Source organism: Gordonia sp. LMA484, from assembly GCF_058129505.1.
Window position 1 is genome coordinate 3067471 of record NZ_CM176700.1, and the last position, 22266, is coordinate 3089736.

At 64.7% G+C, this 22266-nt stretch carries 16 protein-coding genes and 1 tRNA gene; 6 read left to right on the top strand and 11 right to left on the bottom strand.

The features are described from left to right. Positions 1-146: 146 nt before the first annotated feature. The 5 genes from AC4AMJ_RS13525 to ettA form a co-directional block, all read right to left on the bottom strand. Positions 147-842, bottom strand: coding sequence for a DUF8010 domain-containing protein (locus tag AC4AMJ_RS13525; protein WP_489918276.1), 696 nt, complete (start codon positions 840-842; stop codon positions 147-149). Continuing rightward, on the bottom strand, positions 839-1300 hold the full coding sequence (locus tag AC4AMJ_RS13530; RefSeq protein ID WP_489918277.1) for an acyl-CoA thioesterase: 462 nt from the start codon (positions 1298-1300) through the stop codon (positions 839-841). Before AC4AMJ_RS13530 ends, AC4AMJ_RS13525 begins: the two co-directional genes overlap by 4 nt. 89 nt (positions 1301-1389) lie before the next feature. Next, the gene (locus AC4AMJ_RS13535) at positions 1390-3618 is read right to left on the bottom strand and encodes a molybdopterin-dependent oxidoreductase (protein WP_489900664.1); all 2229 of its coding nucleotides are present in this window, start codon (positions 3616-3618) and stop codon (positions 1390-1392) included. Positions 3619-3699: 81 nt separating this feature from the next. Continuing rightward, complete coding sequence (locus AC4AMJ_RS13540) at positions 3700-8529, bottom strand: NAD-glutamate dehydrogenase (protein ID WP_489918278.1); 4830 nt, start codon at positions 8527-8529, stop codon at positions 3700-3702. Between the two features lie 150 nt (positions 8530-8679). Next, a complete protein-coding gene (gene ettA, locus AC4AMJ_RS13545) occupies positions 8680-10353 on the bottom strand; it encodes an energy-dependent translational throttle protein EttA (RefSeq protein WP_489918279.1) in 1674 nt (557 codons plus the stop codon). Positions 10354-10648: 295 nt separating this feature from the next. On the opposite strand from ettA, the gene AC4AMJ_RS13550 reads away from it, so the two are divergent. After that, the gene (locus tag AC4AMJ_RS13550; protein ID WP_489918280.1) at positions 10649-11146 is read left to right on the top strand and encodes a three-helix bundle dimerization domain-containing protein; all 498 of its coding nucleotides are present in this window, start codon (positions 10649-10651) and stop codon (positions 11144-11146) included. Between the two features lie 46 nt (positions 11147-11192). Here AC4AMJ_RS13550 and AC4AMJ_RS13555 read toward each other — a convergent pair whose 3' ends face one another. Both AC4AMJ_RS13555 and AC4AMJ_RS13560 read right to left on the bottom strand, forming a co-directional pair. Continuing rightward, positions 11193-11621: a single-stranded DNA-binding protein gene (locus AC4AMJ_RS13555; protein WP_489900660.1), complete on the bottom strand. Its 429-nt coding sequence runs from the start codon at positions 11619-11621 to the stop codon at positions 11193-11195. A gap of 122 nt (positions 11622-11743) precedes the next feature. After that, on the bottom strand, positions 11744-13771 hold the full coding sequence (locus tag AC4AMJ_RS13560) for a bifunctional copper resistance protein CopD/cytochrome c oxidase assembly protein (protein WP_489918281.1): 2028 nt from the start codon (positions 13769-13771) through the stop codon (positions 11744-11746). A 160-nt stretch (positions 13772-13931) separates the two neighbouring features. On the opposite strand from AC4AMJ_RS13560, the gene AC4AMJ_RS13565 reads away from it, so the two are divergent. Beyond that, positions 13932-14004: transfer RNA gene (locus AC4AMJ_RS13565), tRNA-Arg, on the top strand. Positions 14005-14472: 468 nt separating this feature from the next. Here AC4AMJ_RS13565 and AC4AMJ_RS13570 read toward each other — a convergent pair. From AC4AMJ_RS13570 to AC4AMJ_RS13580, 3 genes are all read right to left on the bottom strand, one after another. Further along, complete coding sequence (locus AC4AMJ_RS13570) at positions 14473-15630, bottom strand: type I restriction enzyme HsdR N-terminal domain-containing protein (RefSeq protein ID WP_489900658.1); 1158 nt, start codon at positions 15628-15630, stop codon at positions 14473-14475. Between the two features lie 731 nt (positions 15631-16361). Next, entirely contained in the window at positions 16362-17072 is a 711-nt protein-coding gene (locus AC4AMJ_RS13575) for an Ltp family lipoprotein (protein WP_489918282.1), read from the bottom strand. Between the two features lie 424 nt (positions 17073-17496). Beyond that, positions 17497-18132, bottom strand: a complete 636-nt coding sequence (locus tag AC4AMJ_RS13580; RefSeq protein ID WP_489918283.1) for a PadR family transcriptional regulator — start codon at positions 18130-18132, stop codon at positions 17497-17499. An 89-nt stretch (positions 18133-18221) separates the two neighbouring features. Here AC4AMJ_RS13580 and AC4AMJ_RS13585 point away from each other — a divergent pair, with 89 nt between their 5' ends. The 3 genes from AC4AMJ_RS13585 to AC4AMJ_RS13595 are packed head-to-tail and all read left to right on the top strand — an operon-like array spanning position 18222 to position 20039. Next, positions 18222-19013 (top strand): alpha/beta fold hydrolase, encoded by a 792-nt coding sequence (locus AC4AMJ_RS13585; RefSeq protein ID WP_489918284.1) that lies wholly within the window; start codon positions 18222-18224, stop codon positions 19011-19013. Next, complete coding sequence (locus tag AC4AMJ_RS13590; protein WP_489918285.1) at positions 18998-19789, top strand: PIG-L deacetylase family protein; 792 nt, start codon at positions 18998-19000, stop codon at positions 19787-19789. Before AC4AMJ_RS13585 ends, AC4AMJ_RS13590 begins: the two co-directional genes overlap by 16 nt. A gap of 37 nt (positions 19790-19826) precedes the next feature. Next, positions 19827-20039, top strand: coding sequence for a hypothetical protein (locus AC4AMJ_RS13595; protein ID WP_489918286.1), 213 nt, complete (start codon positions 19827-19829; stop codon positions 20037-20039). 230 nt (positions 20040-20269) lie between these two features. On the opposite strand, the gene AC4AMJ_RS13600 is transcribed toward AC4AMJ_RS13595, so the two are convergent. Next, positions 20270-21574: a uracil-xanthine permease family protein gene (locus AC4AMJ_RS13600; protein ID WP_489918287.1), complete on the bottom strand. Its 1305-nt coding sequence runs from the start codon at positions 21572-21574 to the stop codon at positions 20270-20272. A gap of 149 nt (positions 21575-21723) precedes the next feature. Between AC4AMJ_RS13600 and AC4AMJ_RS13605 the strand changes: the two genes are divergently transcribed. Further along, the gene (locus tag AC4AMJ_RS13605; RefSeq protein ID WP_489918288.1) at positions 21724-22248 is read left to right on the top strand and encodes an RrF2 family transcriptional regulator; all 525 of its coding nucleotides are present in this window, start codon (positions 21724-21726) and stop codon (positions 22246-22248) included. The last annotated feature ends 18 nt before the right edge of the window (positions 22249-22266 follow it).

Consider the following 22266-nt stretch of genomic DNA (forward strand, 5'->3'; position numbering starts at 1 on the left):
CAAAGAACAAAAGCCACCCGCAATTCATCCGTCGCATCTTAGCTCGTCCTCACATTTTCTCGCGCGGACGAACGCAGAACCGACGGACGAACGGGCTGGGCCGCCGACGTGTCGCCGGGTGGGCGTGGACGCGAGGACGCCGTGCGTCAGAGGGGAGTCATCGCGAGGCGTTCGCGACGCTGGAACACCGAGCCGAAGCGGGCGTCGATCCGAATCCACGCTCCGGACAGACGGATTCGAACCGGCTCGGATGCATCGATGAGCTCGATCGACGATGTCTCGGTCACCTCACGACCGTCTGCATCGCGGATGAAGCCCATCGCGGTCAGGGCAAAGAGGGACCGCATCGACACCGCCGCACGCTGTTTCCCGTCCGCCGACGTCACGTCGAGCACGTCCTGATCGAGCAATCCGGTGGCGGGTCCGTGCGCGCTGCCCTCATCCCGGGCGAGTTGAGCTCCGCCCCTGGACAACTCGACGACGCTGCGCGCCGGGACATCGTCCAGCTGGGTGAATCCGGTCGTTGCCGGCAGGGCCCCGCGCCACGCACTGTCGAGACCGAACCCCGGATCCACCGCGGAGCCGGCCGTGGCCGACGATAGCGACATCCGCAATGTGGCTGCGTCACAGACGATGTCGGACGGCCGCATCTGTCCGAAGACCGATCGGCTCGCGAGCACGTCGAACCCGGTGTTGACCCACAGGCCGATCAGACCGTCCGGCCGCGCGGAGACACGGACCACCGCGGTGTCGTCGAGTCGCAGCGCCCGGCCCAGAAACGCCATCGTATCGGTCCGGTCACCCGGCCCGGCGAGCGTGATGTGGCGTTCGGGCGCGGTCACCGGCCCACCGTGGGGTCGCGCCGGAAGGAGGCGAGATAGTCCCTCTCCTCGGTGGTCAACCGGCGCAGACGCTGTGCATCGACGTCGAAGGCGACCAGCTGGGTGGTCGCGGTCACCGCAGGCTTTCCGGCCGGGTCGTCGCCGTCCCGGCGCACCTCGTATCCGACGGTGAAGTCCACCGCGCGCAGCTGCTCCACGTACATGGTCACCACGATCGGACCTTCGTCGTGACGCACCTGCTCCCGATACTTCACGTGCAGGTCGGCCACCACGCAGCCGACTCGCAACGCCGCGGTCGGACGCTCGTCGTAGAACAGCCACGGAATACGCGCCTCTTCGATCAGGGTCACCATCCGCGCATGGTTGATGTGCGCGAACACGTCCATGTCGGACCATCGGACGGGAACCTTGACGACGTAGCCGGCCTCGGTTCTCGTTCCCTCGTCCTCGTAGAGCACGCGTGCTCCTTCCCTGTCGTCCATGCGGCCACGACACGATGCCGCGGGTCCAACCCTACGCAAGGGCGCCGCACGGATCGTGATGCCGATCAGCCGGGAACGACCTCCACCGGTAGCCCGTTGAGGACCACGGTTCCCGACAGCGGGTCCATTCGCGAGCCGTCGTTGAGCTGGTTGACATTTGCTCCTGGCTCGGTCGCTGCGACACTCAGCCGGGTGCCCTCGAGGTCGTGCCCCCACCCGTGCGGCAATGAGGCCACGCCCGGACGGATGTCGGTGCTGATCTCGACCGGCACCTTCAGTTCCCCGCCTGGTCCCCGGACGATCGCGATGTCGTCGAGCCCGAGCCGAGCGGCGTCATCCGGATGCACATGGAGCGTGCATCTGTTGTTGCCGCCGGTCAGCCCGGGGAGATTGTGCATCCAACTGTTGTTCGACCGCAGGTTGCGCCGACCGATGAGGACCAACCCGTCGACCGTCCGGTCGAGATCGGCGCGCAGCCTGGCCACATCGCCCACAAGGTCGTCGGCAGCGAGTTCGATCTTCCCGGATTCGGTGCGCAGCACGCCGGGGAGTCGGGGCCGCATGGGCCCGAGGTCCACACCGTGTGGCGATTCCTTCACCGTGGCGAGAGTGAGCCCGTCGGGACGTTCTCCGAACGCATCTCCGTAGGCCCCGAGTCGCAGCATCATGTCCAGGCGCCGTTCGTAACCCGGGGCGTCGGGCAGCATCGCGACCATCGAGTCGATGTCGCGACCGGCGACCGGCGAGTGCGGATCGGACGCCTCTTTCGACAGGGTCATGCCGATGACCTGCTCGTCCACCAATGCAGGGTCGGCGTCGATGCCGAACCCGCCGAGACCGAGCACGAGCCGGCAGAGAATCTCCGATTCGTCCGGGCGGCCATCGGTGGCCGGCGACACCGGGGGCGAATAGCGTGCGGTGGCCCTGATCGCCAGATTGTTGAGCACGAAGTCGAAGTGTGGGGCCTGTGACGGCGGCGGCGGCGGCAGGATCACGTCCGCGTGACGGGTGGTCTCGTTCAGGTACGGGTCGATGCACAGCACGAAGTCCGCACCCTCGAGGGCACGCGAGAGACGCTCACCGTCCGGCGCGGACAGCACGGGGTTACCGCCGATGGTGACCAGCGCGCGCAGTCGCCCTTCCCCGGGCGTGTCGAGTTCTTCGGCCAGCGCCGCCGCGGGCAACTCGCCCGCCACCTCCGGGTGTCCGGACACCCGGGTGCGCCAGCGGCCGGTCCGGAACTTCCTGCCCGGTCGCGGCGGACGCGGCGCGGGCGCGGTCGGTGGCGTCGGGAACATCACACCGCCGGGCTTGTCGAGGTTGCCGGTGAGCACGTTGATTGCGTCGATGAGCCAGCTGGTGACCGTGCCGAAATCCACTGTGGTGGTACCCATCCGGCCATACACGGCCGCTGCCGACGACGACGCGATGGAACGGGCGAGATCGCGGATGACGGCTGCGGGCACATCGCAGTGGGCACTCACCTGTTCGGGTGCGAAGTGCTCGGCCTCCCGACGCAGCGTGTCGACCCCGGTGACATGCTGCGCGATGCCACCCAGATCGTCGGCGATCAGGTCCTCGTCGAACAGCGTGTACACCACCGCGAACAACAGCGCGGCGTCGGAGCCCGGACGCGGGGCGATATGGGTGTCGGCCAGTTTCGCCGTCCGCGTGCGGGCCGGGTCGATGACCGTCAGCCGTCCGCCCCGCTTGCGCAGCGCGGTCAGCTTTCCCGGAAAGTCGGCAGCGGTGGTGACGCTTCCGTTGGACACGACGGGATTGGCACCGATGATCACCAGATGTTCGGTCCGGTCCAGATCCGGCACAGCGAAGGCGAACGGGTTGCCGTACAGGTAGCCGAGCGCCACCTGTTTGGGCATCTGGTCGAGTGTGCTGGCACTGAACACATTCTTGGTGCCGATCGTTCTCGCGAACACCGGCGCATGCAGGGCGCCCGCCACGGTGTGCGCGTTCGGATTGCCGAGGTACACGCCGACCGCCGAGCCACCGTGGTCGGCGATGATCTTTCCGAGCCGGTCGACGACCACGCCCAGCGCGTCGTCCCAGTCGGTTTCCACCAACCGGCCGTCGCGTCGTACGAGCGGTCGATCGAGACGGTCGGGGTCGTTGTCGAGTTGCGGAAGGCTCGCGCCCTTCGGGCAGATGAACCCGTGACTGAAGACGTCGTCCGCGTCGCCGCGCGCGGTCACCATCTTCTCGTTGTCGTCGACGGTCAGGGTGAGACCGCAGGTCGCCTCACACAATGGACAGATTCGTAGCGCGGTCCGGGTCATGCCCAACGATAAACCGAGTGGCTCGCAGCAGTCACCGGTTCGCCCAGACCCCCATGCACGGCCGGTGTGACGGCCGGCAGGTCACCGGATCACGCTGCGCAACTGTCGCGCCGCCACCGACAGGGTCGCGAGGTCTGGCATCTGGAGTTCGTTGATGTCGGCCAGCATCGTCCGCATGCGGGACAGACGCGCCGACTGGGAGAACTCCCACTCCTCGATCTTCTCCTCGGCGGACTCGTCGGGCTCGCCGACCTCCAGGATCTTCAGCGTGATCGCACGCAATGCCCCGTGCATGTCATCGCGAAGAGCCAAGCGCGCCAGCGCATGCCAGCGGTCTCCGTACTCGAGGTCGGAGACCGCGGTCAACAACTCCTCGATGCCGAAATGCTCCATCACGGCGAAGTAGACCTCCCCCACCTCGACCGGATCGCGATCGGCGATCTCTGCTGCGTCGATGATGTCGAGCAGGCAGAAGCGGTGCAGGCTCACCGCGACATCGTGCGCCAGATCCTGCGGCACGCCCGCGTCCTGATAATGCTTCACACGCTGGTCGACGTCGAGTTCCGAACTCGGCCCCAGCCAGCTGTCGAGGAGTGCCGACAACTCCGTGACCCGCTCCCCGTATCGGGTGATCTCCGCGGCCATCGCGAGCGGCTGTGGGCGAAATGCGAGCAGCCAGCGCGACGCCCGGAACACCAGGCGCCGAGCGTAGAACATCATCTCGTTGACCACGTTCACCGGCGCCGGCGCGTGCAGGATGCGGTCGAACAACTCATCCATACCGAAGACCGCACTGGACACCACGTAGGAGCGAACACCCTCGTCGGTGGACGCCGCGGCCCCTTCGCGGAGGCGGAACAGGTGGGTGGTTCCGGCCTTGTCGATCACGTCGTTGACCAGCACGGTCGTCACGATCTCGCGCCGCAGCCGGTGCGATCGGATCCCGGTCGCCAGGCGCTCGCGTACCGGCACCGGGAAGTACCCGGCCAGACGTCCCTCGAAGACGTCGTTGTCCGGCAGGTCGGTCACCAGCAGATCCGATTTGGTTGCCAGCTTCACATGCGCCAGCAGCGTCGCGAGTTCCGGCGACGTGAGTCCCCGATGGGACTCGCCATCGAATCGTTTCTCCAACTGAGTCGGCTCGGGCAACGCCTCCAGGCGCAGGTCGACGTCGTAGTTGCGGGCGAGGTCGGCGAGCATGCGGACGTGCACGTCGACGCGGTCGAGTGATACCGCCCGACAGAATCCGAGTTCCGAGTTCTGCGAGATGTTGTCCGCGAGAACCAGATCACCGACCTCGGCGGTCATCGACTCGAGCATCTGGTTGCGGTCGCCGGCCGCGATGTCTCCCGACGAGACGGCACCGTCGAGCAAGATCTTGATGTTGACCTCGTGATCGGAGCAGTCGACACCGGCCGAATTGTCCATCGCGTCGGTGTTGACCCGACCGCCCGCGAGATCGAACTCGATCCGGCCCCGTTCGGTCGCCCCGAGGTTTCCACCTTCGCCGATGACCTTGGCCCGCAGCTGGCCCCCGTCCACCCGGATGGCATCGTTGGCCTTGTCGCCCACGTCTGCATCGGACTCCGTGGACGCCTTGATGTAGGTACCGATCCCGCCGTTCCACAGCAGGTCGACCGGCGCCAACAGCACTGATCTGATGAGCTCGGGAGGCGCGAGGTCGGTCACGTCGTCCGGGAGACCGAGCGCCGCCCTGATCTCGGAGCTGATCGGGATCGATTTCTGATCGCGCGGCCACACGCCGCCGCCCGGACTGATCAACGAGGTGTCGTAGTCGGCCCACGACGAGCGAGGCAGGGCGAACAACTTGCTTCGTTCCCGAAACGATGTGTCCGCGTCTGGATTCGGGTCGATGAAGACATGCCGATGGTCGAAAGCGGCGACGAGCCTGATGTGCTCGGACAACAGCATGCCGTTACCGAAGACGTCTCCACTCATGTCGCCGATGCCGACCACGGTGAAGTCCTGGGTTTGGGTGTCGACACCCATCTCACGGAAGTGCCGCTTCACCGATTCCCAGGCACCGCGCGCGGTGATGCCCATCTCCTTGTGGTCGTAGCCGGCCGAACCGCCCGACGCGAACGCGTCGCCCAACCAGAATCGGTACTGCGCGGCAACGTCGTTGGCGATGTCGGAGAACGACGCCGTGCCCTTGTCCGCGGCCACCACGAGATAGGGATCGTCGCCGTCGCGGCGCACCACCGATCGCGCCGGGAGCACCTCCCCGCTCTGCCGATCGATGTTGTCGGTGACATCGAGCAGGCCGGCGATGAACGCCCGATAACACTCGATGCCCTCGGCACGATGGGCGTCACGATCGGCCGTGGCCTCACCGGTCGGCGCCGGTGGCCGTTTCACGACGAAGCCGCCCTTGGCACCCACCGGGACGATGACCGCATTCTTCACCGCCTGTGCCTTGACCAGACCGAGGATCTCGGTGCGGAAGTCCTCGCGCCGATCCGACCAGCGGAGTCCACCGCGTGCGACCATGCCGAACCGAAGGTGCAGACCTTCGACCCGTGGCGAGTACACGAAGATCTCGTGCATCGGCCTGGGTTGAGGGGTTTGCGAGATCTCGCGGGGACGGAGCTTGAACGACATCACCGGTCGGTGCCCGTCGTCGTCGGTGACGTAGAAATTGGTCCGGGACGTCGCCGTCACCACCGCCGCGAACGCCGACAGGATGCGGTCGGCGTCCAGGCTGATCACGGTGCCGATACCCTCCCGCAGCCGTTCGAGCGCGACACGGCGCCGCTCGTCGTCGGCGGTTTCCGGGTCGAAGGTGGCCGTGAACAGCTCGACGAGACCCCGTGTCACCGATCCGTGTTCGCCCAGCACTGCCGCGACATGGCTTGTGGTGTAAGAGAATCCGCACTGCCTCAGGTAACGGCCGTAGGCGCGTATCATGGCCGCCGATCGCCAGTCCAGTCCGCATCGGATGATGAGTTCGTTGAGGTCATCGACCTCGGCATTGCGACGCCAGATCTGCCGGAATGCGTTGGTGAAGCGATGCTCGAGGGTATCGAGGGAGTCGACTTCGACCGACATGCCCTCTGCCAGCTTCACTCCGAACTCATATGCCCAGCAGGATGTTTCGTCGGACCGGATGAGATGGTACGGATGCTCGTCCAGCACGTCGAGCCCCATGCTGTGCAGGACCGGAAGGACGTCGGTCAGCGTCGCCGTCTCCTCACACAGATACAGCGTGAAGCGCCAGCGCTCATAGCGCAGTACGCGCTTGTCCCCACCTTCGGCGATCGTGCCGGACGCGATGTCGCCGTCGTCGTCGGCGCCGACGATGGGCCGACCGAGGGTCACCGTCAGGTCACCGGGTTCGAGCTGGGCGACGTGGATGAGGTCGGCGAGTGCGGCCCGCGGCGTGCGTTGTTCCTTGTACTCATCAGGCAGCGAGGGCAGGATGCGCAACACCGCATCGACGCCCCCCTCCGGCCACTGTCGTGAACGGTCTTGCGTCGCCACCGCGGCGCCGAGCTCGCGGACCCGCTCATCCCAACTGCGGATCGAGTCGGCCAACTGTGCCTGCATCTCCTGGTGGCGCTGACTACCGGTGTCCAGGGGGCCCAGCGAGCGAGCGACGTCCGGGTCGACGCGGACGAGCACCTGCAGCAGCGCCAGGGGCATCTCGCTGACCCGGGCCGTGTACTCGATGGCGGTGCCGCCGAGCGCTCGGAGCAGCCCCGCCTGCAACGTCAGTCGCGACTGGGTGTTGTAGCGGTCACGCGGCAGGTAGACCAGCGCCGACGCCATCCGACCGCCGGGATTCGTGCGGACGAACAGCCGCAACGACCGGGTCGCGACCGCGTCGAGCATCGCCTCGACGCGGCGGCCGAGTTCCTCGTCGGTGGCGGCGAACATCTCGACGAGCGGATAGTTCTGCAGCAACTCGAGCATCGCCTGCCCGGCGAACGAATCCTCATCGACGTTGGCCCGACTGAGCACTCCGTGCACCTTGGCGCGCAGCACTGGGACGTCGAGCACCATCTGGTGCAGACCTGAGGAGGTGAAGGTACCCAGGAACCGACATTCGCCGACATGCTCGCCGTCTGGTCCGAACGCCGGGATCTGCAGCAGCGTCGGGAAGTTCGAACGCTGAATCCCGGTCTCGAGATACACGCGTGACACCTGCGGTAGCAGCGGGGCCGCCGACACCATCGGAAAGCTCGACGACACGGTCTCGGTGCGCCAGATGCCGAGTTTGTCCCCCACATCGGCGCCGTCGACGTCGACGCGGGAGAAGCCGAGTGGAAGAAAGTGGTTTCCTGCGAACCACTCCAGCAACCGTGCGTACTCGCCACGGTCGCTCACCAGAAGGCCACTGGACGTCGACATCGGCGCCGCGGCGCATTCGGTGGCCAGATCCGTCAGGCGTGTACGCATCTCCGACACGTCGCGGTCGACATCGGCGACACGGCCGATGACCTCCGCGACATCCCGTTTCAATGCCGCGACGTCGAAGTCGGGTTGGCGCGACAGAGCGACGACAAAGATCCAGGATTCGACCGCGGTCGATCCGGCCGCGTCACCGAAATCCGACAGTGCACCGCCGTCGGTGCGGATCACCGGGATCACGGGATGGTCGATGCGGCTGACCACGAGGTCGTGCGCTTCGACGGTGGCCAGCACCGCCTCGACGAGCAGAGGCATGTCGTCGTTGACGACGACGACCTCGACCCCGCCGGACTCGGTGGAGACGACATCGACGATCCGCTCACCGGGGTCGCGCCGTTCGGCGACCTCGAGGTGGCGTTGTACCCGAGCGACGTCGTCAGCGTTGATCTCTGCGGGGTCGGCCAGTTGACCGGTGTCCGGGAAGGCCGACGACGACGTACTGAAGTATCGCGCAATCGCTTGTGGTAGAAGCGATGTCATATTCGGCAACGGTACTCACCCCATCGCGGGAGAGACAGTGACCCGGAATCTCCGGATGTAGCCCTCTCTCTGCGATGGTAGTGACCACCGCGGCGCCGTGGTCGGCCTTCGGGAGGTGTGTCCGCCCCTACCAACCGACCACGGTCGTCGTCAGTCGCGGGTGAGCTTGCGGTGGGTCACCCGGTGTGGCCGGGCGGCGTCGGCACCGAGCCGGTCGATCTTGTTGGCCTCATACGCCTCGAAGTTCCCCTCGAACCAGAACCACTGACCTTCGGCGACGTTGCCCTCCCACGCAAGGATGTGGGTACAGGTGCGGTCGAGGAACCACCGGTCGTGCGAGATCACCACGGCGCAGCCGGGGAACTTCTCCAAGGCATTCTCGAGCGAACCGAGGGTCTCGACGTCGAGGTCGTTGGTCGGCTCGTCCAGCAGGATCAGGTTGCCACCCTCTTTGAGCGTCAGCGCGAGGTTCAGCCGGTTACGCTCACCGCCCGACAGCACCTCAGCACGTTTTTGCTGGTCCGGGCCCTTGAATCCGAAGGCGCTCACATACGCGCGCGACGGCATCTCGTTCTGCCCGACCTCGATGAAGTCGAGACCGTCGGAGACGACCTCCCAGACGTTCTTCTTGGGATCGATGTTGGCGCGGTTCTGGTCGACATAACTCAGCTTGACCGTCTCGCCCACCTTCACGGTGCCCGAATCCGGCTCCTCGAGTCCGACGATGGTCTTGAACAGAGTCGTCTTGCCGACGCCGTTGGGACCGATCACACCGACGATGCCGTTACGCGGCAGCGTGAAGGACAGATCCTTGATCAGCACGCGACCGTCGAAGCCCTTGTCGAGGTTGTTGACCTCGACCACCACATCACCGAGACGGGGCGGAGTCGGGATCTGGATCTCTTCGAAGTCGAGCTTGCGCGTCTTCTCCGCCTCGGTGGCCATCTCTTCGTAGCGCGCCAGACGCGCCTTGTTCTTGGTCTGACGGGCCTTGGCGCCCGACCGCACCCAGGCGAGCTCTTCCTTGAGCCGGCGCTGGAGCTTCTGATCCTTCTTGCCCTGCACCTCGAGGCGTTCGGCCTTCTTCTCCAGGTAGGTCGAGTAGTTGCCCTCGTAGGGGATCAGCTTGCCGCGGTCGACCTCACAGATCCAGCCGGCCACATGGTCGAGGAAGTAGCGATCGTGGGTCACGGCGAGCACGGCGCCCGGGTAGGAGGCGAGGAACTGCTCGAGCCACAGCACACTCTCGGCATCGAGATGGTTGGTCGGCTCGTCGAGGAGCAGGAGGTCGGGCTTCTGCAGCAAGAGCTTGCACAGCGCGACGCGGCGGCGCTCACCACCGGACAGGTGGGTGACCGGAGAGTCACCGGGCGGGCAGCGCAGGGCATCCATCGCCTGCTCGAGCTGCGAGTCGAGGTCCCAGGCGTCGTTGTTGTCCAGGTCTTCCTGGAGCTTGCCCATCTCCTCCATCAGCTCGTCGGAGTAGTCGGTGGCGAGCTGCTCGGCGATCTCGTTGAAGCGGTCGAGCTTGACCTTGATCTCGCCCATCCCCTCCTCGACGTTCTCCTTGACCGTCTTCTCCTCGTTGAGAGGTGGCTCCTGCAGCAGGATGCCGACGGTGGCGTCAGGGTCGAGGAAGGCCTCACCGTTGGATGGCTGGTCTAGGCCGGCCATGATCTTCAGGATCGAAGACTTACCTGCGCCGTTGGGTCCCACGACGCCGATCTTGGCGCCCGGGTAGAAGGACATGGTGACGTCATCGAGGATGACCTTGTCACCGTGAGCCTTCCGTACCTTCTTCATGGTGTAGATGAACTCAGCCACTTACGAAATCTCCTTCAGACCCTGCGTGTCGGTTGTCGCGGTCCCTCTGCCGACGGTCTCGTTGCCGGCATCGAGCTCCTGCGCGAATCTCTTCGGCCAACTCGGGGCATCCGGTCAGATGCCACAACTCGTTCCAGCCTAGTGTGTTGCGTCCGGACGCCGCTGCGGACACCCCGCGGTGTCCCGTCACCCGGTATCGGGCCTCACACGCACGGCATCAGCGTCACCGAAATCACCCCCTGATCAGGACTTTCTACCCAATGGCACAAATGGACTGGAAAGTACCATTGGATTCGTGATCGAGTACGACGAAGAACAACAGCTCCATGACGTCAGAGACCGGATCCGCACCGCATTCCCAGATCGTGCACCAGACGAGGTCGAACGGATCGTCGGCGAGATCCTGGGTGACTACGCCGACGCACACGTCCGAGATTTCGTCCCACTCCTGGTCGAGCGCCGTGTCCGCGCAGCCCTCGAGGCCACCGATTCATCTCGCGCGGCCGGACCGACGCAGACGGTGTCCGCGAACGTGGTGCGCACGGCTGATGGGAGCACCGAGTCCGGGCCCGGCCCCTCGTTCCGTCACAGGATTGGCCACCTCGTCGGCGAACCCGTCGCCGTCATCTGCGCATGTGATCGGACCCCATGCCGACACGAAGGGATGTTCGGCAAGATCGCGGGTCAGATCGGCGATGACCTCTACACCGTCGAGGTCACCCAGGCCACCCGTCAGGCCGACCTCGGCGAGCGCCTGATTTTCGGCGGCGAAGAACTCCGCGCCCGCCACTGACGATGTCCTGTCGAGGCCGACGCCCCTGATCAGCGTTCGCACAGCGTCAGGCCGCACGCTGCTCATCGGCGGTGCGCGCATGCACCGCCGACGGCTCTGAACAGTCAGCGGTGCCCGGCGTTCCCTGGTAGCTCACCACACACCGGCTCAGATCCAGCCCGACCGCGGTGGCGGTCATCTCCAGGTCGGCGCGCTTCTCCCCGTCCGCTGTGACGTACTCGTTGGTCTTGATCTGTCCGTGCGCGATGATCGGGCGACCCTTGGCGATGGCGAGTCCGACCCCGGCCAACAGCTTCCGCCAACAACTCACCGTCAGGTACAACGTCGGCCCATCGACCCACTCCTGGGTTCGCTTGTCGATCCGGCGCGAGTTGCAGGCGACACGGAAGGAGATCACCTCCTCGCCGGTCGTGGTGTGACGACGGCGTGGTTCGGATACCGCTGTCCCGATCACGGTGGTGTAGGTCTCGTACATGCTCGACTCCTCCGATTCGTCCTGGCCACGGTCGTCCGTGACTGGAGCCAGCATGGACCAGGAAAGAGAGCCGAAACGCTCCGCGAGCACATCTGTGGACAACGCGGAGGTGATCGCCGGGATCAGCCGCCCTTGTTGAGTTCCTTGAGCATCTCGTTGTAGCCCTCGAGGTCGGCATCGTGGTCCCGATCCGCCCGGCGGTCGTAGCGACGGGCCTGCCGGTCGTCCTGGCGGCGCCACTGCACCAAGAGTGCGAGCATGATCACCACCAGAGGGATCTCACCTGCAGCCCAAGCGATCCCACCGCCGACGCGCTGATCGTCGAACAGGTCGTAGGTCCACGGGAGGTTGAGGCTGCGGTAATAGGTCTCGGCGATGATTCCGCTGGTCATCATCAACGCGATCCCGAAGAACGCGTGGAACGGCAACGACCCCATGACGATGCCGAGTTTCGCCACCGGCGCGACCTGACGCGGGGCTGGGTCGATCCCGATGACCAGCCAGTAGAAGAGGTAGCCGCTCACCAGGAAATGGACGTTCATCAGCAGATGGGCCGCGTGGTACGGCACGATCGTCGCGAACAGCCCGCTGAGGTAGAGCGCATAGAAGCTGCCGACGAAGAGGATCGCGGCGATCGCCGGATTGGTGACGAACCGTGACACCGGGCTGTGCACGGCCGACTGGATCCACTCGCGTGGTCCCGGCGGATTGCCGCGCCCGGCCGGCGCCAGCGCGCGCAGCGCCAGGGTGACCGGGCCACCGAGAACCAGCAGCACCGGGATCATCATCGACAGCAGCATGTGCGAGATCATGTGGATGCTGAACATCGCCGGCGCATATCTCCCGAGGCCCGACGACGTCGTGAACAGCAACAGAACACAACCGAGTGTCCATGCCACGGTGCGCCCGACCGGCCAGTGATCACCGCGCCGACGCAACCGGACCACACCGCGCAGATAGACGATGGCCAAGACGATCGCCAGAGTGCCGAAGACCAGATCGAATCGCCAGTCGAGCGCTATGCGGGCAACCGTCGGCGGGCCGTCGATACGGTAGCCGATCTGGCTCTCGACGGCCGTGATGTCCGCGCTGTCCCCCGCCGGCGGCGGCGTTCTCGACAACCCGACCGCCAGGCCGAACGTGGCCGCGAACACCAGGCTCTCCACGATCCCGAACCGCACGAACAACGACCGTCCGGGGCCATCGCTCTCGATCTGCGAGATCGTCACCCGCCGATGCCACGCCCCGAGCGCGCCCAGAACCAGCAGGGCCGCGACCTTGGCCAGCACCAGACGACCGTAGATATCGGTGAACATGTCGCCGAGTGGAACCCGGACCAGCGCGTTGATCACACCGCTGATCCCGACGACGACGATGCACCAGAACGCCACCCGCGAGAACCGCCCGACCGCGAGCGCGCGCCATCGTCCGTCGGCGAGCGCGTAGGTGACCACCGCCACCAGGCCGCCCATCCATACCGTCGCGCCGACAATGTGCAAGATCAGGCTGTTGGTGGCGAGGTCGTGGTTTCCGCCGGTCGACGAGTGGCCTGCCAGGGCTACCGGCATCAGACTCAGCACGGCGAGAACGATCACCGCGACGGTCCATCCCCACCGCAGGATCGCGCGGGCCAGGGCCGCGGCGGCGACCGCGAAGATCGCGGTCCACAACCAGGTGCGGGCGTCGGCCACCTGTGGATAGGCGCTGATGAGGTTCGCGGGTTTGACGGTCTCGGAAAGCGGTTGACCACTGACGTTGGAGATCGACAGCGGGATCATCAGGACGGCGCACACACTCCACGTGAGCGATGCGGTCGCAGCGATCCGTATCGCCCGATAGCCGCCGACGTCGAGCACATCATCGGCCTGCGGCGGCACGAAGAAAGCGGCGAACACCGCCGCGCCGACCGCGATCGCCGCACTGACCTCACCGATTGCCGTCACCGTGGGGAGTCCGTACGTGGTGAGCCAGCCCGGATCGGGCACGCCGGCGAGTTCGACGGCCGATGCCGCCGAGAGCGCGGTGACCACGATCGCCACCACCCCGGCCAGCCACCCGAGCGCCCACGACAGGGCGGCGACCACACCGCGCTGCTCGGTCATCGCGTCCCGGCCTGGACCGGCCGGGGCGGTGGGAGCAGCGCTTGTCATGTAACAACTCTAAGACGGGATATACTCGCCCTCGCTGCCGCCCCGCGGCAGGTCAGCCTCCGTAGCTCAGGTGGATAGAGCAAGGGCCGTCTAATCCCTTGAGATGCCAGCCTGAACTGCGGAGAACGAAAAACGTGTTGCAGATTGCGCAGCACCACACGCCTCCGTAGCTCAGGGGATAGAGCAGCTGCCTTCTAATCAGCTGGTCGCAGGTTCGAATCCTGCCGGGGGCACTCAGAAACCTGTTCGAGATATGAAAATGCCTCGTGAACAGGAGTTTCCCACTGCGCCACTTCTTCTTGGCAAAAATTCACCGCGGCCTCTTTGTACGTGATGCCCCGTCGCCGCATGCGCACTCGATGTACATCTCGCCTGGTATGCCGCATGAGTACCGCTGATCCGCCACCCATAGGATTTGCACGACCAGGACCCGACGGATGCGACAACCGCCACATTTCCACATTTCGCTATGCGGGGAGCCGTCCATGCAGCCGAACGGGTCACCTTTTCCGGGGCGTTGGCGGCGAACGAAGAGGCTCAGAGCGGCCGTGCAAACCCAATTTGTCGTGGCTGACAGCAGACCCTAACGATAGCGATCACTGAAGCGGGAACCTGACAACCGACGCCCAGGGCACTCATCCCAGCGACCCCCGACGCTGATCCCGGCCCAACGTCAAGAACGGTGGCCAGGTGTTGATCTGTCAGTCAAGATTAGCGGGTGAGGTCGCCACAACGGCACCCTCGTACTGGCGCAGTACGGACCGAATGTGATCGGCATGCCGGTAGATGTCCACAACAGATTCGATGTCGCGGCGCGTCCCATCCTTACCCGTCTCGAAGGTCATCATGTACTTGACACTTTTCCCGTTCAGGTACAGCCGGGCAATAGGTTTGCGGTTATTGTCGTCGAGCAGGACTGCAAAGTACGTTTTCGCATCCCGGTAGACAATGCGTTCAGGCGCCACCTCAGCCACCGCGATGGCACGGATGATGTTGAAACCGTCCAGCTCTTCATCGGTAGTCACAATGTCAGGATCAGTCACCGAAATCGCCGTCTCGGCACCAGCCACAGGTTCGGCAGAAGCAGCCGCAGATGCCGTCAGTGTCGCACTACGCGTCACAATCTCGGCCTCCTGGTCGGCATCGTCGCCAAGAGCAGTCTTGAGTCGATCATTAACCTGGCCGTTGATGTACTGCGCCGCAGCCATCACCACGAGCGGCCGGAACTGCTCGATTACGCGCTGCGTGGCCTTGCCGTCGTAGACCTTGCCAACGAAGTACCGCACCCAATCGTCCGAAGGCTCCTTGATCTCGTTGGCGATCACACGACGGATACCACCTATGTACTTCAACTCTTGCGCAGCACTGACCACCGAATCCAGGTCAAACGAGCCTTTGGACAACTTCTCGATCTCCGGTAGCAGAGTGCGATCCAAGTCGAGCAGGTCAAACATCAGGAACGGTTTCTCGTCCATCTTGTTCGGCATATCGCCATCGGTATAGACGTGATACTGCTGACCATTCGTCAACACAGCGATCCGTGCCGACGTGACCGAAAAATAGCGGAACAGCTGAGACGCATACCGCAAGTCGAGACTATCACCGATCTTCTTGCACTCCATCAGAATTTGCACCTGACCACCCATAAGGATGGCGTAATCGACTTTCTCTCCCTTCTTGACACCAACATCGGCGGTGAACTCTGGAACAACCTCTGACGGGTCAAACACGTCGTAGCCCAGCACGTTCGAGATGAACGGCATAATGAATGCGTTCTTGGTTGCTTCCTCAGTTTCGATGCTTGCCCGCTTGTCGCGGATCTTTGCAGCAAGTGTTTTGATTTCGTCCGCTACGGCCATCGCCAACAATCCCTTCAACGGAAACCATTTTGACGACCATAGACCAGACGTCGGACAGTATGCCGAGCACTCACCAAAACGACCTATAATTCGATCGCGGAGACTACAGTCGGAAATTGGTCGCATACGCCCCGGCTCCACAACTCATTCCGGCATCTGCATCGAGCCAACCGCCACCACGGCACCCACGCCACGAGGCCACGACGGCAACAGAGTCTTATTACCAACCACGCTCAGGGCGGCGCGCGTGTGGGAGGACACCGGGTCGGACCGGCTCGGACCATAGATCCAACGGCCGTGGTCACGACCATGCGACCGGACGTCGTGATCGCTCGCCTGCCGTATCAAGGCATGCGGTCTGGGGCAACGGCGCTGACACGCTGGGCCATCCCCCACAGCCACCATCACTCGCAAACACAATGCAGAATCCAATTGGCGCGACACCTACACGCAGCGTGATTCGCACTCGATGGCACCCGATACCGTATGTGCTGCACTCGCAACTGCCGCCGCGGACTAGCACACGAGCCGAAATGTCAACCGCCTCCACGCCGGAAATGGACGATCGGCCTGGCACAACATCTGCACCACCCAGACCTTTTCTCTACGTTCGAAACTCGGAAAGTCCTCGCCGCCAGAATGGACGTAAGATTTTCGTCAGCCATAGGACAGCGTCAGCCCGCTCGCCGAGTTGAAAGGTGGCCAGAGGGGTTTAGAAGTGACCTCCGGGATTAGACGCCTGCCCCGGTTGCTCCCGCTTCTGCTTGGGCTGGTGTAAAGCCCTCGTACGTCAATTGTTCTACTAATCCGGAATGACTGAACGGTTGCATCTGGAGGTACTGTCTGCCCTTGCGTACAGCTTGTTCAGTCCAGTCGGCTTCCACGTGGTCTGCCCCGTAAGTGGCGTCGGCCGTCGAAAAGCCTTCGTACTCGAGTTGTTCAACCAGGCCGCTGTGGCTGAACGCCTGCATCTTCAAGTACTGCTTGCCCTTGGCGAGAGCATTAGCTTGGCCAGGGGTTACTTCAGGGGTAAACGGTGCGGGTGAGGGCGCGGCTTGGGTGGAGTCGACGGTCGCGGGTGCTTCTGCTTCGGTGGCTACCACCTGGGTAGTGGTCGCTTGTTCCACGGTTGTCGTGGCGCTGGAGGCTGCTGCAGCATTGCTGGCATCGTCCTCGCCACCACCTGTGATTGCCCCGATGACACCTATCACAACGACAGCGCCGAAAAGCCCTCCAATGACCTTGACAGGCTTGTTCATCGCTTTGGTCTCCTTAAACTCAATAATTGCGCCGAAACGCAACGTAAGCAGAACCGTACTTACCAAAATTCCGGTCGAACATTGCACAGCGTAATATGCCACACTCCACTTAGCTGGCTTATTAGATAATTCCCACGCGCGGTCCACATACCCAGCGATATGTTGGATGACTTCGTTAGCCATTTCGAACTACAATCAGTTCGGCTGATTTCGGAACGACCGCCGTAGGCGCAAATCTCGCCCCAATGCAGCCGGCGGCGCTCCGCGGTGACGGGTTCGGGTCGGCCTTCGATGGGTTCTTTGATTCTCGGCGTCAGGATGCCGCGCGCGTGTCAGCAGCATCCCCGATGTAGCTGCTCCCACGGTCAATCTACCGCGATGGGATTCGCCCAATGCGGCCTCAAGCCAAACCGTCTATGCCCGGCACAAACGGTCGCCATCGCGGTGAGTGTCAATGACGCACGCCCTGGTCAGGGGCTCTCCGATCATTGGTGTCATCCGAACGGCCATCTCATCCCGGAGGTCGGAGGTTCGAGTCCTCCCGGGGCGCACTGCGACACCGCGATCTGGCGCGATCGATACCGGAACCCGGAAACTCAGGCCCGCGCTAACCGTCGGACTCCCCGACACGCACACCTGATCGCGAATCGGCCAGTCGTTCGAGGACTCCCGCGTAGTCCCACTCCCCCGGATCGTCAGCGGCGGACCATGCCGCGGCCTGACGCCGCGCCCATCTCGCCCAGCGACGCACCGCATCCTCCTGTTCGAACTGCAGTGCCAGACCCACGGCACTGAGGTGTCCGCGCCGCGGAAAGGGCAACGGCCGCGTGGCGGCGAACTCCGCGATGGCTTCGAGTCGCACCGACGCCTCACTTTCGATCCGGTCGAGCGTGGCGACGAGTTGTGCCAGCGTGCCGGCGTCGGCGAAGAACACCTTGACCATCCCCTCGAACTCCACCGAGCGCGGCGCCGGAGGCTCGCCGAGCCAGTCGCGCAACGCGTCCCGGCCGGCCGGGGTGATCTCATACACGGTTCTCGGCCGTTTGCCCTGTCCTTCGTCCGCGGCGGTGGCCAGACCCTGCTCGACAAGCCGCTTCGGCTCGTCGTAGAGCTTGCGCTCGGCCCGCGGCCAGAACCAGTTGAGGCTGCGGCGCACCTGCTTGGCCAGCTCGTAGGTCGACCACGACCTCACCGACAACAGCCCCAGCACGGCATACGACGTCGTCGTCCTTTTCGTCACCATGAGTCGACCTTGACATACTGCCCAGGGCAGTGTCTAGTGATTTCAGAATACTGCAAAGGGCAGTATTCTGGAGACCCCGGAGGTGCGCCATGACCGCAGCGAGCGTGACGAATATCGGATACGACGACGTCGGGACCGGCGAGCCGGCCATTCTGTGCCTGCCCGGCTGGTGCGGGGACCGAACGGTTTTCGACCCGCTTCTTCCTCATCTGGTGCGGCACCGGCGTGCACTGTCGGCGGACCTGCCCGATCACGGCACGTCGAGCCCGCCCCGCGATCAGGTCGACTCGACGTCGATCGTCGACGACCTCGTCACCCTGATCACCGACGCGGATGTCAAGCAGGTTGTCCCGCTGTCCCTTTCTCACGCGGGCTGGTTTGCGATCGAGCTTCGACGCCGGCTCGGACCCGACCGGGTTCCCGCTCTCGTGCTGCTCGATTGGATGCCGTTGGGCCCACCGCCCGGCTTCATCGATGCGCTCCACGGTCTGCAGGACGAGGACTCATGGCGTCAGGTTCGGGCCGGGCTGTTCGACATGTGGACGACGGACGTCGACGTCCCGGCGGTGCACGGGTACGTTGCCGGTATGGCACGTTACGGCTTCCGGCACTGGCGTCGGGCCGGTCGCGAGATCGCCGCATCCTTCACCGCCGAGAACAGCCCGGCCACCGCACTTGAGGCACTCCATACCCCCTGTCCGACACTGCATGTGTACGCGCAGCCCGCAGACCAAGCGGTGCTCACCGCGCAGCAGCAGTTTGCCTCCGAGCATCCGTGGTTTCACGTGCAGCGTCTCGACGCACGCAGCCATTTCCCCACCTTTGAGGTCGCCGACGAAATCGCCGGCCACGTCGAGGAGTTCTTGTGCCCGCCCAGATGAGCGGCACGGCACCCCGACTCATGCTGGTCGTCGCGCACCCCGACGACGAGACCTTCGGATGCGGCTCGTTGCTCTTGCACGCCGCGGCCACCGGCGCGGTGACCGCGGTGGTATGCGCCACTCGCGGCGAGGCCGGCCAACCCACTCGGGAGAGCGGAATCCGACCCGGAGACCTGGCGACGGTTCGCGAACGGGAGCTGCGCGACGCCGCCCGGCTCCTCGGCGTTTCCCGAATCGACCTGCTCGGTTACACCGACTCCGGCATGTCGGGGAGAGCCTCTCCCGATACGCTCGTCGGCGCCGCCTTCGACGATGTGAGCACACAGGTCCGCCGGCGCGTCGAAGAGTTCCGCCCGGGCGTGGTGATCACACTCGACGCCGGCGACGGCCATCGCGACCACATCCGCATCCGGGACGCGACGCTCGCGGCGGTCCGAACAGCGGCGTGGCCGGTTCCCCGGGTGTATCTGCACTGCCTTCCACAGGATCTTATGCGACGCTGGCTGAACCATGTCGCACAACACAATCCGTCGTCGGAACATCTGACAGCGGAAGTGCCGGGGACCCCGGAGGAATTGATCACCACGGTCATCGACACCGCACGTCATCGTCGCGCGCGCGAGCAGGCGATGGCCACCCATGCCTCCCAGACCTCGCCGTACGAGGGACTCCCCGACGATCTACGCGACGACTTCCTACGGGCCGAACGCTTGCAGCGGGTCGTGCCGCCCTGGTCGGGCGGCGACCGGGAAACGGACGTGTTTGCCACGGGGTGATGGCGAACGTATCTGCCCTGAGCACGCCATCTCACGCATGCTCGACCGCCGCCTGCTCCACGTAGCGGCCGAGGTCCCACCCGCGCTCGACCGCATCGCGCATACTCTGCCAACCCTCGCCGTGGCGGTCGAGGTGTCGATGTGTCAGAACGACTTCGGTGCGTTCGGCGCGATCGCACCGAACGCGACCTCGATCCCACTCGTCTTGTCGGGGTCGGCCTCAGACTGCCATCGCGTGTTGATGGCCTAGCTGAAGCACACACATTGCGAGCGGCAACCTCATCGACGTCGACACCGACGGCAGTGACCGGTCACGCCCGGAGTTCGTGGAGGTCCGCGTCGAAACCCGACATCAACCCCGCAACCCTCGTAGCATCCTCTTCATGGATTACATGTGGGTGATGCCGGCAGTCGCATTCGTCTCGTGCGTGATCATCGGGATCGGTTTCGTACTCGGCCTGCCGGGCAACAAGGACTGAATCACCGCTGCGGCCCCAGGGCCTCGGTCGACGGCCCCTCGGTCACCGTTCCGCGCCAGCGGCCGATCAACGCCATCGAGTGGTAGATCAGTAGTGCGGCGGCAGCGCCCAGCGCGATGCCGCCGAAGTTGAGATCGCCGATCACCCATGTGAAATCGGCGATGCCGATCACCAGGGGGATGGCTGCGGTGAACTGGTTGATGGCGCGGCCGAAGTCGACCCGGTTGGTCACCCAGATGTTCACGCCCAGAATTCCCACGAGGCCGTAGAGCGCTGTCGTGACACCGCCGAGCACGCCCGGCGGGACCGCCGCTATCACCGCACCGACCTTCGGTGAGAGTCCGAGCAGAATGGCGACGACGCCGGCTATCCAGTACGCGGCGGTCGAGTAGACCTTGGTCGCCGCCATGACGCCGATGTTCTCGGCGTAGGTGGTGGTGGCCGATCCGCCGCCGCTGCCGGCGAGCACCGTGGCCAGGCCGTCGGCGGCGAGCGCGCGTCCGATCCGCCGGTCGTAGTTGTTCCCGGTCATCGTCGCCACCGACTTCACATGTCCGATGTTCTCCACCAGCAGCACCAGCACGACCGGCAGAAACATCGGGATCACCGACATATGGAAGGTCGGCGTCTGGAAGTCGGGAAAGCCGACCCACGCCGCGTCCGCGATGCCGCTGGTATCGACCTTGTCGAAGATCAGCGAGATCAGGTAGCCGATGATCACGCTGAGGAAGATCGCGAGCCGGCCGAGCAAACCACGGAACAGCACCACCGACGCCACCAGGAGCACCAGGACGATCGTCGCGATAACCGGGTCCTGCTCGTAGTTCGTCTTCGCCGTCGGCGCCAGATTGAGCCCGATGAGTGCGACGATCGTGCCGGTCACCACCGGCGGCATCAGCACTTCGATCCACCCGATGCCCGCAAAGTGTGCGATGACGCCGATCACCATCAGCAGCGCGCCGACCACCACGATGCCGCCCAGGGCGGCGGATTGACCGTTTGAAGCCGTGGCCGCCATCACCGGCGCGATGATCGCAAAGCTCGAACCGAGGTAGCTCGGCAGGCGATTGCGCGTGATCAGCAGGAACAGCAGCGTGCCGATACCCGAGAACAGCAATGTCGTCGCCGGCGGAAAGCCCGTGAGCACCGGCACCAAGAATGTGGCACCGAACATGGCCACCACATGTTGCAGTCCGATCCCCACCGTCTGCGGCCAACTCAGGCGTTCGTCGGGCGCGATCACCCGATCGCCGTCGACCCGCCGCCAGGACAAGAAACGATCAGTTCGCGATCCCGTTGTCGCCATGGCAATCAGTGTGCGACAAACCGCGCGAGCCCGCGTCCCAACACGACGACCCGACGACACGAGGGACCGACGGACCCCGCACAGGAAGGTGACAGGCATCACGCATTTTAAATAGGCATCTCAGATGCAGATTATGCTTGACTGATCTCATGCAGCTGACCCGGTTCACCGATATCGGTTTGCGCGTCGTCATGCGCCTGGCAGTCGTGGATGAGAACTCCTCCGGGACAATGCCGATGACGGCGGTGACCCCGATGACCACGAAGGATCTGTCTGCCGAACTCGCGGTGCCGTACACCCACGTGGCCAAGGTCGTGGGCAGGCTCTCCGAGATGGGCGTCGTCCATGCACGACGCGGCCGGACCGGCGGCTTGGCGATCACCGACCTGGGTCGCGAGGCGCGCATCGGCTGGTTGGCGCGCAGCCTCGAAGGGGAGGGCGAGGTTGTCGATTGCGATGGGCCGCAGCCCTGCCCGCTGCGCAACGCCTGTCGTCTCCGAGGTGCACTGGCCCGCGCGCGTGCCGCGTTCTTCACGAGTCTCGATGACCAGACCGTCGGCGACCTCGTCGCCGAGCCCACGGCCGCGGTGCTGCTGTCGCTGGCACCCCCCGTCACTCCCACCGCTGCCGCGCACAACTCTGCGACCGGATCGCCAACCGGCCATACCGCCTGAGATCACCAACCGACCGAT

Coding starts and splice junctions, on each gene's coding strand:
- AC4AMJ_RS13595 (WP_489918286.1), top strand. CDS start 19,827: ATGCTCGACCGCCGCCTGCTCCACGTAGCGGCCGAGGTCCCACCCGCG.
- AC4AMJ_RS13585 (WP_489918284.1), top strand. CDS start 18,222: ATGACCGCAGCGAGCGTGACGAATATCGGATACGACGACGTCGGGACC.
- AC4AMJ_RS13575 (WP_489918282.1), bottom strand. CDS start 17,072: ATGGCTAACGAAGTCATCCAACATATCGCTGGGTATGTGGACCGCGCG.
- AC4AMJ_RS13535 (WP_489900664.1), bottom strand. CDS start 3,618: ATGACCCGGACCGCGCTACGAATCTGTCCATTGTGTGAGGCGACCTGC.
- AC4AMJ_RS13540 (WP_489918278.1), bottom strand. CDS start 8,529: ATGACATCGCTTCTACCACAAGCGATTGCGCGATACTTCAGTACGTCG.
- AC4AMJ_RS13600 (WP_489918287.1), bottom strand. CDS start 21,574: ATGGCGACAACGGGATCGCGAACTGATCGTTTCTTGTCCTGGCGGCGG.
- AC4AMJ_RS13570 (WP_489900658.1), bottom strand. CDS start 15,630: ATGGCCGTAGCGGACGAAATCAAAACACTTGCTGCAAAGATCCGCGAC.
- AC4AMJ_RS13580 (WP_489918283.1), bottom strand. CDS start 18,132: ATGGTGACGAAAAGGACGACGACGTCGTATGCCGTGCTGGGGCTGTTG.
- AC4AMJ_RS13555 (WP_489900660.1), bottom strand. CDS start 11,621: ATGTACGAGACCTACACCACCGTGATCGGGACAGCGGTATCCGAACCA.
- AC4AMJ_RS13605 (WP_489918288.1), top strand. CDS start 21,724: ATGCAGCTGACCCGGTTCACCGATATCGGTTTGCGCGTCGTCATGCGC.
- AC4AMJ_RS13560 (WP_489918281.1), bottom strand. CDS start 13,771: ATGACAAGCGCTGCTCCCACCGCCCCGGCCGGTCCAGGCCGGGACGCG.